We start from the raw sequence: 11,841 nt of genomic DNA on the forward strand, positions 1-11,841 counted from the left end.
TTGCATATCTTTCTCTTTAATTATTACTTGATATTCTGCAACAGACCGCTGCAGAATTAGTTGCATCTTCAAACTCTTTTTATGCTTTCATTCAGTGTTATCGTTAGCGGAGAACTTCAGCTCCGTGAACAGCAGGTAAAAAACACCATCGATTTGCTCGAAGAAGGAGCTACCATCCCGTTTATCAGCCGTTACCGTAAAGAACGTACCGGTTCTCTGGACGAAGTTCAGATTGCGGCCATTAAAGAACGTTACGAAAAATTGTGCGAACTGGAAAAACGCAAACAGACAGTCCTGAATTCTATTGAAGAACAAGGTAAACTGACTGACGATCTACGCGATAGGATAGATAAATGTTTGTCGATGACCGAGCTGGAAGATATTTATCTGCCTTATAAACCAAAACGTCGTACAAAAGCCGAAATTGCACGGGAAAAGGGTTTGGAGCCTTTGGCAAAAATACTGATGAGGCAGGTTGACAATGACGTTGAAAGTAAGGCATTGTCGTTTGTAAAAGGTGATGTAAAGGATGCTGATGATGCTCTGAAGGGAGCTCGTGATATTATTGCCGAATGGGTGAATGAAAATGAAGTGGCACGAAATTCAATACGTACGATTTTTTCAAGAGAGGCAATTATCTCTTCCCGTGTGATCAAAGGGAAAGAGGTTGACGGAGATAAATATCGCGATTATTTTGAACTGGAAGAGCCTTTGCGGCGTTGTTCGTCGCATCGCTTACTGGCAATGCGTCGCGGTGAGTCGGAAGGTATTCTGAGGGTTGCCATTCAGCCGGAGGAAGAACGCTGTCTGGAGCGGTTGGATAAACTGTTTGTAAAAGCTCGTAATGCAGCTTCAGATCAGGTTTCAATGGCAATTGGCGATAGTTATAAACGCTTGTTGAAACCCAGTATAGAAACCGAATTTGCCGCAGCAAGCAAAGAAAAGGCAGATGCGGAGGCCATCCGTGTGTTTGCTGAAAACCTGAAACAATTGTTGCTGGCTGCTCCGCTTGGTCAAAAGCGGGTGATGGGAGTAGATCCCGGTTTCCGTACAGGTTGTAAAATTGTTTGTCTCAACGAGCAGGGAGTCTTGTTGCATCACGATGTGATTTATCCGCATCCACCCCAAAGTGACGTTTCCAAAGCTTCTGACAAAATAATCCGATTGATTGCCCAGTTTCAGATCCAGGCCGTGGCTATTGGAAACGGAACCGCCAGTCGTGAAACCGAACAATTCTTTCAAAATTATATTCCGCAGCACGACTTGCAGGTGTTTGTCGTGAGTGAAAACGGAGCATCCGTATATTCGGCGTCCAAAATTGCCCGCGAAGAGTTCCCGGATGAGGATGTTACTGTGCGTGGCGCGGTATCTATTGGTCGACGTTTGATGGATCCGCTTTCCGAATTGGTAAAGATAGATCCTAAGTCTATAGGGGTAGGACAATATCAGCACGATGTTAATCAGACCGAGCTGAAGACAGCCCTCGATCAGACAGTTGAGAATTGCGTGAACAAAGTGGGCGTGCAGGTAAATACTGCGAGCAAATATTTATTGACGTATATTTCAGGGTTAGGACCGCAGCTTGCACAAAATATTGTAGACTACCGTACAGCAAATGGAGCATTCAAATCGAGAAAGGAGTTGATGAAAGTGCCTAAGATGGGGGCAAAGACATTCGAGCAGGCTGCCGGTTTTTTGCGCGTGGAGAATGTTGGCAATCCATTGGATAATTCGGCAGTGCATCCTGAAAGTTATCCAGTGGTAGAGCAGATGGCAAAGGATTTGCAGTGTACAGTTGCTGATCTTATTGGTAGTGAAGAACTGCGTAAAAAGGTGGATGTAAAAAAGTACGTAACAGAGAAAATCGGGTTGCCTACTTTGGTTGATATTATGGAGGAATTGGCGAAACCGGGGCGCGATCCACGCCAGCAACTGGAAGCTTTCGCTTTTGATCCGACCATTAAAGATATTCAGGATCTTAAAATCGGACAGGTTTTACCGGGAGTTGTTACAAATATTACCAATTTTGGAGCTTTTGTTGATATCGGAATTCATGAAAACGGTCTGGTGCATGTTTCTCAAATAGCTGATAGATTCGTTAGTAATCCGGCTGAAGTTTTGTCACTGCATCAACATGTTACCGTCAGAGTACTTGATGTGGATTTGGTACGTAAGCGGGTGTCTCTTTCAATGAAACAAGCCTGAAATTGACGGCTTACTGAAGCTTATAAACGGGTTGGTTTATCAGAAAAATAAGGATTTAAATTTCTGTTTGACGAAATAAAATGGTCATTATTTCGTTTAGTTTTTGCTGATACACGCGATTCGTGTAGTATCTTTGAAAGTTATTAAATGTAATAATTATGAAGAAAACAATTGTTATTTTTTTAGTTTCATTTTTTGTGGCTGCATTCGCAAATGCTCAGGATAATGCCCTTGGTGTTCGCCTGACGAGTGGTGCAGAAGTTTCTTATCAACGTTCGCTGAATGATATCAATCGCTTGGAGTTTAACCTTGGTTGGGGTTGGAATACAACATCTCTTACAGGTTTCTACCAGTGGGTTAATCCGATTACAGAGGGATTCAAGTGGTATATTGGACCCGGAGCAGGATTGGGATTGTTTAATTCCAGTACTATAATTGGTATTGGGGGAACTGTAGGTATTGAATATAATTTTGCAATTCCACTTCAATTGTCATTGGACTGGCGTCCGATGTTTAATTTTGGGAGTTCCCATGATAGTAACTACGGATCAGCAAATGTTGGTCTTGGTATCCGTTACAAATTTTAGCAATAAAAAACAAATTAGCGGGAGAAATTGTTAAATAAATAATTTCTCCCGTTTTTTTATGCGCTTTCATCCGGCAATGTTCATTCGCTTGTTTTTAGTGTTAAGAAGTTTGTATTTAGTGCTTTAATTTGAAGTTGAAATTAAAACGGCGACATCTAAAAGCTAATCAAAAATCGTTAAATGTGTGTAAATTTTGCGATTTGAAAATTTAACATAACCATGATGGTGTATTCCTGTTTTACAAGTAACTTTGTTAGACTTGTTGTAGTGTGCAAAATTGGCAGGATATCAACCCTGATTTGCTTGCTCAGGCAAGTTTTCTGAAGTAATTTATTTCTGCTCTTTTTATACTCAATAATTGGTTTTGAGAAAAATAACGTGATGTTTATAGCATGAAAAGGTATATGCTTGCATATAAATTCGTAGCATTGGGATTAGCGTTATCCTTATCAGGAACGACTATCTCCGGTGCTGAATATCGGGGCGACCAGTCACGATCACCTTTTATGCGTTTTCTTCATAATCTTTTTTGGGGAGGATCAGGTACGGCCAGTACTTTTAACCACCAATCACAGGGACAAACTTACCGCTTTTCTGCCTTGTCGCTAGGATCAAGTAAAACCGGAGCAAGCGTTGCTTCCGGATCATCTACTCAACAAGATATATGGGCTGATTATGGCAAGGATAATTCTTCCGTTGTAACTAGCCGAAAACCGGTTTCTGGTCGTGTGGGAATTTCTGGTAGAGTTGCTGTCAATGGTGCTGTCTCTGCAACGGCTCAATCTGATGGATATATCAGTCCTTTGGCTTCAGCGGCCGCAGTATCTTCAGCGACATCTTCCTCAGGCTCTGTGTCTTCTTCTTTTGCCGAAGCAACTTCCGTAGGAATGCCCTCTTTATTGGCCTTTCAAACTACAAAGCAAACTTTGGCAACAACATCTGTAAGCAAAGCATCTCAAGCTACAACCAACGGTGACGGTTGGGGCGATGATCCGGCAGAACCAATGCCCGTTGGTGACGGAACGATGACCATGATAATTCTTGCTGCTTTGTATGTATATTTTAACCGAAAGCGATTGGTTCTGCAGGTAAATCCAATTTGAAAGGTTGCCAGATCTCTTCATTCTTCTCCTTGTGTTTTCTCCTTTTTTGAATAATCGGTGTATTTTTATGCTCTGGTTGATTTTTCGTGTTTTTTCATTAAGAATTTTTGTGCTAAACCCCGACAAAAGCAACATTTTTAATGGAATCTAATCATAAAATAAGATGGGAATTCCGTATTTTAGCGGTATTAATCCAAGAAGGTTTTTTTTGAAATATAACGGTTTTGAAATGAGTTTCTTGGATGTTGTCTTGCAAGAATATGCATCTCAATATTATTAACCAATTTAATTCTTTATTTACCATCTTATGAAAAAACTGTTTTTGTTGGCTGCTTCATTGGCGTTTCCCATGTTGACATGGGCCAGCGAAGCTGACCTGAAGATCCCGAACCTCTCACCGGAACAAAATCATTTGTTGGTGTGGGGTTTTATTATTTGTATTCTGGGGTTGGTATTCGGTTTGTACCAGTTCCTGAAAGTAAAGAAACTGAACGCTCACAAATCGATGCTGGACGTTTCCAGTGTAATTTTCGAAACCTGTAAAACCTATCTTTTACAACAGGGAAAATTCCTTATCTGGCTGTTTTTGATTATTGCCGCGTGTGTCACATTTTACTTTGGATTCCTGCAAGATAAAGGATTTGGCGGAGTTGCCCTGATTCTCACATGGACGGTCATTGGTATTCTTGGTTCTTACGGTGTGGCATGGTTTGGTATTCGCATGAATACGTTGGCTAACAGCCGTATGGCCTTTGCATCACTTGAACGTAAGCCTCTGAAACTACTCAATATCCCTCTACATGCCGGTATGAGCATCGGTGTGGTACTCGTTTGTGTTGAGCTTATCATGATGTTGATTATTCTGATGTTGATGCCACGTGCATTGGCAGGTGCCTGCTTTATCGGTTTTGCTATCGGCGAGTCGCTGGGTGCCTCTGCATTGCGTATTGCCGGAGGTATCTTTACCAAAATTGCAGATATCGGTTCCGACCTGATGAAGGTGGTGTTCAAAATCGGAGAAGATGATCCCCGTAACCCGGGTGTGATTGCCGACTGTACAGGTGATAATGCGGGTGACAGCGTTGGTCCAACCGCCGATGGCTTTGAAACATACGGCGTAACCGGTGTTGCTTTGGTTTCGTTTATCGTACTTGCGGTAGGTTCACTTTCCGGTAATAAATTCCTTGCTAATCCTGACTGGCAGGCGACTTTCCTGACATGGATTTTTGCAATGCGTATTTTAATGATTATTACTTCAGTGGTTTCGTTCTGGATTAATGGAGCCTTAAATAAAGTATTGTACAGCCAAAAAGAAGATCTTGACTTTGAGAAGCCTTTGACGAACCTCGTTTGGATTACCTCTATTTTAAGTATCATCGTAACGTTTGCGGCAAGTTATTTCCTTGTAGGTCCTGCTTCAAATGTAGGTGCTATCAATCCTAACCTTTGGGTAGTTTTGTCGGTAATTATCAGTTGCGGTACTCTGGGTGGCGCGTTGATTCCTGAATTTACCAAACTATTTACCAGTCCGAAGTCGTCTCACGTTCAAGAAGTGGTAAAATCCAGCAACGAAGGTGGCGCGTCATTGACAATTCTTTCCGGTTTTGTTGCCGGTAACTTCTCTGCTTTCTGGATGGGTATGGTATTTGTTCTGCTTATGCTGATTGCTTATCTGGCCAGCACTTTTGGTCTGGATCAATTTATGGTTTACTCTTCAATCTTTGCATTCGGTTTGGTGGCATTCGGTTTGCTCGGAATGGGTCCTGTTACCATTGCTGTAGATAGTTATGGCCCTGTAACGGATAATGCACAGTCTGTTTACGAACTTTCGTTGATCGAAGACGTTCCTAATGTAGCTGAAGAAATTGAAAAAGATTTTGGCTTCAAACCCGATTTTGAAAAAGCAAAACATTTCCTCGAAGCAAATGATGGTGCCGGAAATACCTTCAAAGCTACAGCTAAGCCTGTGTTGATTGGTACTGCCGTAGTTGGAGCCACTACGATGATTTTCTCGTTGATTCTGGTTATCAAGAACGTATTAGGAGTTGCTCCCGAAACTATTCTGAATATACTTAACCCCTGGACAATCCTCGGATTCCTTTGTGGTGGTGCTGTGATTTACTGGTTTACCGGTGCATCAACTCAGGCTGTAACTACAGGAGCTTACCGTGCTGTAGAATATATCAAACGCAACATAAACCTTGACCCGGGTGCAGAAAAGAAAGCTTCTGTCGGAAAATCGAAAGAAGTGGTAAAAATCTGTACTCAATACGCTCAACACGGGATGTGGAATATTTTCCCCGCAGTGTTCTGCTTTGCTTTGGCGTTTGCCTTCATTTCTGGTACAGAATCGAGCGGTTCGGGTCAATTTGCAGCAGCTTCGTTCTTTGTAAGCTACCTAATTGCTATTGCCGTATTTGGCTTGTATCAGGCAGTGTTTATGGCTAATGCCGGTGGTTGCTGGGATAATGGCAAGAAAGTGGTGGAAGTGGATCTGAAAGCTAAAGGAACACCGTTGCACGATGCTACTATCGTTGGTGATACTGTGGGCGATCCGTTCAAAGATACCTCTTCGGTGGCTATGAACCCGATTATCAAATTTACCACCCTGTTTGGTTTGCTGGCTATGGAAATTGCCATTTCAGAGGCTTTCCGTCCGGTAGCGCCTTATGTTGGTGGAGTATTTTTGGTGGTTGCTCTCTATTTTGTATGGCGTTCGTTCTACAAAATGAGAATTAAATAAGTTCTCCGAAAAACGATTATCGACGGGCTGTTTCCTACGGGGGACAGCCCGTTTTTTATTGGCAAAAAAAGAGACCTTACGTTTTTCAATCAATCGGATCTTATTTAAATGAAGTCAACGAAATTTGAGTATTATCCCTTGTATTGTTAAACATAAGTAAATATTTGGCTTTTTAGCTTTTCAAAATGAGGCATTTAGAAGAATTGCTCTATCTTTGGTTTGATATTTTATTGTTAGTTCATATAAAAAATACTTTCACTAATTAAAATCAAATAGACTTTTGCCACAAAGGAAAAATGCACGGCTATACATGTGAATTTACTATAATGTTTCATCTTAAGACAGTGTGTCTGTGTCAAATTTGATTTCTGCCGCGTTTTCGGAAGAAGACAAAAAGAAGTAATGGAGTGATTGTCCAAACTCAAAGCAAAATTTCCGTGCGGCAGCCAGAGCGGGTTTCTGACAGGCTGCAGGATGTAACGTTGAATGTAACGTTGATGCCCATCAGATTTTACGATATGTACGGCATAACTTTTATTCAAAATAAATCTTTCCTGAGAGTCTTTTGTTTTCTGTAGCACAAGATTATCAGGATGGGTTTATTATTACTTAAAATAATATTCCAAGATGATAAAGCCAACAAGAGTCCATATATGCATTGTCTGTTTACTCATTGCGGTGAGTTCTGGGCTTGCACAGAAAATGAGTATTCCATTCTATTTTTCTGCCCAAAAGATTATTTTACAATATGCAATTAAAGGGCAAAGCATAAAACTGTTTTTTGACACAGGGTGGAGTAGAGATGTTATTGATATCAATAGGGCAAACAAACTCAATTTATTGCCGCATCAGAAATACAAACAAGTTACCCAAACAACTATCAACGGTACCGTAATTGACACATTCTTTCCGGAGGGATCATGCAACTATTTTGATAGTCTTTTTTTTAGAGGCTATTGTCTCTCCGATATGAAACAGATGAGGCAAAAACTACATCTGGATAATGATATTGATGGAATTGTGGGGTTTGATTTTAAACACAGTAAATATGTGATGGAGCTTGATTTCAAACATAATCAGTTGTGTTTTTGGGATTCACTTCCACAAAATTTTTCAAGAGATAAGGGCGTTTTAAAAGTAGATTTACTGCCAACCGATTATAGGAATGAAACAAAAACGTCTAAGTTTTTTGCAAGATATCCAGCCATGAAGGGTTCATTGCTGGTAACGGATACAGTTCAATTATGTCCTCTCTTTTTCTTCGATACCGGCAATACAGCGGCATATTTACAAGTCGTGGTAGCTGATAGTCTGTTATTCAATAGAATGTTAACCTACAAGAAAAAGATAAGTCAAAAATATGGCAACACTTACCCGACCACACACTTACAATTACCTGAATTGGGCATCGATTCTTTATATGTGAACTTATCAATGCTGCCTGTCAATAACGGAAACAGTAGCCGTATGGGAGGGAAAAATAAAGTCATAGGATTTTTAGGGATGGACTTTTTCTTGCAGTATGAAAGAGTCTTGTTCGATTGCAAAAACAAAATCGGATATTTTGTTGAAAAAGAGTAATTGACCCTTCTCCAACTTTATGCCGTACCCTGCGATCCTATTGTCAAAATAACAAACAGTAAAGATATTATCTCATGTAATGTAAACCATTAACCATCAGGAAATGAAAACAGCAAAAACAGCCTTGATAATTTGCAAGGCACACTCAGCCGGGCCGAGATAAAGAACATGCAGGCAGGGGAAGCGGTTACGATCAGACCATCTGTCCTCAGGATGGATCATGCACAGGAACTTGTGTTAAAAGCGTAGAGGTTTCAAACACGGGACAAACAACGACTAACTGGGGCATTTGCACATGTGAATCATATACGAGCAATGGCCGCATTCTGGATTTTTGTGCTTGTAAAGTATAACTAAATAATCATTTATCTTGTTCAATGCAAGTTGAACAAGATAAATCAAATACACCTAAAAGACTATGAATAACAGATTGCTATTAATTATTTGCCTGCTCAGCGTTACTCTGATTACGGGGTATGGCTTACAGCGAGACAGTAAAGTTTTGAAGCCGAAACAGCAGATGGATTCGCCTCAAAAAACACAAGAGAAACCCCAAAATCCTCATTCTTTTACAGGTGACACAACCATGGTTGTCTTGCTAAACGATACAATAATTCCATCCAGAATCTGGAGAAAACTGTATGAAGCAAAAGCCATACGAATTGTGAATATTGTATTACCTAAAGATGCCTTGCAATATTATGGCGAGATAGCACGCGGGGGACTCTATATCTGTGTAACAACTAATAACCAAAACAATGCGCAACATTAAATTATATCAGACAGTATTGTTCTTGCTCTTATTGATTGCATCTAAAGCGTTGGCAATCGATAATCAATATCATATCAATGGTTCGGCTGGGACCTCGCTAAACGGGAAAAAGGTGATGTTGTTTAAATTTCGTGGAGAACATGTGTCTCATGTAGATACCACTATCATTCGGAATGGTTCTTTCTGCTTTCAGGGGCTTGTAGATACTGCGGTGTTTGCTGTTTTAACCTGTGGTAATTATCCGGACAGCGTAAGGTCGGCAAAATTGATGATAGAATCGGGACAAATAAACATTCTCTTACAGAAACGATCGCATATCGGAGGAACACTTCTCAATAACCTCTTTCAATCTTACATTGACAAACAAGCTATACTTAAAGATAGTATTGATAAAATAGCCGATCCCCCGGCCTCTGACAGCCTTTCGCTCGCTTTGAAAAACAACAACATGAAACAGTTATACAACCGTTTGAAGCAACAAGAATTGGATTTTATACTAAATAATAGTGGCAATATGTTGGGGCTAACATTGTTTCGGGAAAAATGCCTGCATGCCGATCCGAACATGTTTTTTGAGATATACAACCATTGCGATAGTTTATCGAAAAATGATCCCTATATAAAGCGTTGCGCTTACTGGTACGAAACTGTGGCGAAAGAAGATAGTGAAAGATTGGCAAAAAGAGAAAAACTACAGGGACAACCGTATAAAAATCTCACATTGCTAGCAACGACAGGAAAGAAGGCAAACCTCTCAGAATTTATATCCAATCAGAAATATACCTTAGTTGTTTTTTGGGCTTCTTGGTGTTCTCCCTGTATGGCAGAGCAACCCACCATCAAGGATGTTTATGATCGCTACAAGGAAAAGGGATTAGAGGTTATCGGCATTTCATTAGATTCGGATGATGTAGCTTGGAAATCTGCCATAAAAAAGATAAAGTCAAACTGGACTCAATTACGAGATATTGAAACGGGAAATGCCGGATTGAGATCTGTTTATGGCATTTATAGCATTCCTTTCAATATTCTAATCGACCGCACGGGAAAAATAGTCTCATCGGGTATGCAGGCGGTTATATTACCGCAATATATCAAGTCGTTGTTTGAAAGCAACTAATGACAGAGCTGCATTTCTTTTCAGCGTGGTGTGTAAAGCAGATTGGAGGTAGGACTATGTCTCCGACCTACGTTGAATAGGAAAGCAAAACTATGGCTTTTGTTCTAACAGACTACACCCAACTATTTGGATTGAAGAACAGAGGATAAAAAAAGGCAAGCCCGGTTCCGGACTTGCCTTTGTCGTACTGAGATTCTAAAGTTTTATTCGGTATCTTTATCCTGTGCTGTTTTTTGATGTTTAAGCACCTTGGCGTCCAGATAAAACACGAGTTCTTCCATAATGTTGTTGCAGTGGTCACCGATGCGTTCGATCTTGCGGAGCAGCGTTACCACATTCAGACTGTACAGAACATCTTCTGGGTGTGCGGTAATATGTTTTGCCAAAACCAGAATAGCATCTGAATAGCAGTCGTCTACTTTGTTGTCGATGGTAAAAACGACACCTGCCATTGCAGTATTCTCTTCTTCGAGAGCCAGTTTGTCTTTCTCAAGCATTTCAAGTACACAGTCGAACATGTCTTCTATTTTCAGCTCTTTGAGTAATTGCAGGTGCTGATTGTGTCCGTCGGTTTCAAGCACAAAACGGGCAATGCCGTCGGCAAAGTCACCGATGCGCTCGAGGGTTTTGTTGATTTTGAGAACGGAGAGTACAAAACGAAGGTCGATAGCTACCGGGCTGTAAAGCGCAATGTAGTTTTCGCAATCGCTGTCGATTTTCAGCTCGAAAGCATTGACTCTTTTCTCTCGGCTCATTACCACGCGGGCTAACTCTTCGTCGCCGGTGAGCAAGGATGTTTTTGCTTTCTCCAATTGCGAATGAACCAAGCTCCACATATCGGAGATCGCTTTCTTGAGTTCCAGTAATTCTGTTTCTGTATGTTTCATGTTTGTTCGTTTAATTGTTGAATTGTTTGATTCGGGGTGATGGAATCTTGAAATTCAGGATCATCCAAAACGACCGGTGATATAATTCTGAGTTTGCTCTTTATCGGGACTGAGGAATATCTTTTTTGTGTCGTTGAATTCGATCAGTTCGCCCAGCATAAAGAATCCTGTTTTGTCGCTTACGCGTGCAGCCTGCTGCATGTTGTGTGTAACAATCACCACCGTGTAGTCGTGTTTCAGTTCAAAAATCAATTCTTCAATCTTAGAAGTCGAGATCGGGTCGAGTGCCGAAGCCGGTTCGTCCATCAACAATACCGAAGGTGAAATGGCTAATGCGCGGGCAATGCAAAGACGCTGTTGCTGGCCACCGGAAAGTTCGAAGGCTGATTTTTTCAACTTATCTTTTACCTCTTCCCAGAGAGCGGCCTGTTTGAGAGATTTTTCAACGGTTTCGGCAATTATCTTTTTATCTTTTACCCCATTGACACGCAATCCGTAGGCAACATTCTCGAAAATCGATTTTGGAAATGGATTGGGCTTTTGAAACACCATACCGACAGTCTTGCGTAATTCGTCTACGGATACGCTTTTGTCGTAGATATTTTGACCGCCCACAATACATTCGCCATCGAGATGTGTTCCGTCAATCAGGTCGTTCATACGGTTGAAAAGACGGAGAAAAGTTGATTTGCCACAGCCCGAAGGACCGATAAATGCAGTGACCGAGTTGGAGTCGATTTGCATATTGATGTCTTTCAACGCGTGAAAATCTCCGTAGAAAAAGTTTACATTCTTAGCTTCAAGTTTCATTCTTTTGTATCTTGTAACGGTTGTTATTCTTTG

General features: G+C 41.0%; 9 protein-coding genes. 7 read left to right on the forward strand and 2 right to left on the reverse strand.

Annotated features, from left to right (window positions below):
* The first annotated feature begins 81 nt into the window (after window positions 1-81).
* The 7 genes from F8N35_RS05505 (at window position 82) to F8N35_RS05535 (ending at window position 10,111) form a co-directional block, all read left to right on the forward strand.
* Window positions 82-2,205 (forward strand): Tex family protein, encoded by a 2,124-nt coding sequence (locus F8N35_RS05505; RefSeq protein WP_293050330.1) that lies wholly within the window; start codon window positions 82-84, stop codon window positions 2,203-2,205.
* 158 nt (window positions 2,206-2,363) lie between these two features.
* Window positions 2,364-2,792, forward strand: coding sequence for a hypothetical protein (locus F8N35_RS05510; RefSeq protein WP_293050331.1), 429 nt, complete (start codon window positions 2,364-2,366; stop codon window positions 2,790-2,792).
* Window positions 2,793-3,196: 404 nt separating this feature from the next.
* Window positions 3,197-3,895, forward strand: coding sequence for a hypothetical protein (locus tag F8N35_RS05515; RefSeq protein WP_293050332.1), 699 nt, complete (start codon window positions 3,197-3,199; stop codon window positions 3,893-3,895).
* 307 nt (window positions 3,896-4,202) lie between these two features.
* Window positions 4,203-6,638 carry a sodium-translocating pyrophosphatase gene (locus F8N35_RS05520; protein ID WP_293050333.1) on the forward strand — a complete coding sequence of 812 codons (2,436 nt, stop codon included), beginning with the start codon at window positions 4,203-4,205 and terminating at the stop codon, window positions 6,636-6,638.
* 627 nt (window positions 6,639-7,265) lie between these two features.
* Entirely contained in the window at window positions 7,266-8,219 is a 954-nt protein-coding gene (locus F8N35_RS05525; protein WP_293050334.1) for a hypothetical protein, read from the forward strand.
* Window positions 8,220-8,637: 418 nt separating this feature from the next.
* Window positions 8,638-8,991: a hypothetical protein gene (locus tag F8N35_RS05530; protein WP_293050335.1), complete on the forward strand. Its 354-nt coding sequence runs from the start codon at window positions 8,638-8,640 to the stop codon at window positions 8,989-8,991.
* On the forward strand, window positions 8,978-10,111 hold the full coding sequence (locus F8N35_RS05535) for a TlpA disulfide reductase family protein (RefSeq protein ID WP_293050336.1): 1,134 nt from the start codon (window positions 8,978-8,980) through the stop codon (window positions 10,109-10,111). Before F8N35_RS05530 ends, F8N35_RS05535 begins: the two co-directional genes overlap by 14 nt.
* A gap of 203 nt (window positions 10,112-10,314) precedes the next feature.
* Here F8N35_RS05535 and phoU read toward each other — a convergent pair whose 3' ends face one another.
* Both phoU and pstB read right to left on the reverse strand, forming a co-directional pair.
* The gene (gene phoU, locus F8N35_RS05540) at window positions 10,315-10,998 is read right to left on the reverse strand and encodes a phosphate signaling complex protein PhoU (protein WP_293050337.1); all 684 of its coding nucleotides are present in this window, start codon (window positions 10,996-10,998) and stop codon (window positions 10,315-10,317) included.
* Between the two features lie 60 nt (window positions 10,999-11,058).
* Window positions 11,059-11,808, reverse strand: coding sequence for a phosphate ABC transporter ATP-binding protein PstB (gene pstB, locus F8N35_RS05545; RefSeq protein ID WP_293050338.1), 750 nt, complete (start codon window positions 11,806-11,808; stop codon window positions 11,059-11,061).
* Window positions 11,809-11,841: the final 33 nt, after the last annotated feature.

It is taken from the genome of Paludibacter sp., from assembly GCF_009712605.1.
Taxonomy (GTDB): Bacteria; Bacteroidota; Bacteroidia; order Bacteroidales; family Paludibacteraceae; genus Microbacter.

Excerpts from the sequence above, each read along its gene's own strand:
- F8N35_RS05515 (WP_293050332.1), top strand. The coding sequence starts at position 3,197 with ATGCTTGCATATAAATTCGTAGCATTGGGATTAGCGTTATCCTTATCA.
- pstB (WP_293050338.1), bottom strand. The coding sequence starts at position 11,808 with ATGAAACTTGAAGCTAAGAATGTAAACTTTTTCTACGGAGATTTTCAC.
- F8N35_RS05525 (WP_293050334.1), top strand. The coding sequence starts at position 7,266 with ATGATAAAGCCAACAAGAGTCCATATATGCATTGTCTGTTTACTCATT.
- F8N35_RS05505 (WP_293050330.1), top strand. The coding sequence starts at position 82 with ATGCTTTCATTCAGTGTTATCGTTAGCGGAGAACTTCAGCTCCGTGAA.
- F8N35_RS05520 (WP_293050333.1), top strand. The coding sequence starts at position 4,203 with ATGAAAAAACTGTTTTTGTTGGCTGCTTCATTGGCGTTTCCCATGTTG.
- F8N35_RS05510 (WP_293050331.1), top strand. The coding sequence starts at position 2,364 with ATGAAGAAAACAATTGTTATTTTTTTAGTTTCATTTTTTGTGGCTGCA.
- phoU (WP_293050337.1), bottom strand. The coding sequence starts at position 10,998 with ATGAAACATACAGAAACAGAATTACTGGAACTCAAGAAAGCGATCTCC.
- F8N35_RS05535 (WP_293050336.1), top strand. The coding sequence starts at position 8,978 with ATGCGCAACATTAAATTATATCAGACAGTATTGTTCTTGCTCTTATTG.
- F8N35_RS05530 (WP_293050335.1), top strand. The coding sequence starts at position 8,638 with ATGAATAACAGATTGCTATTAATTATTTGCCTGCTCAGCGTTACTCTG.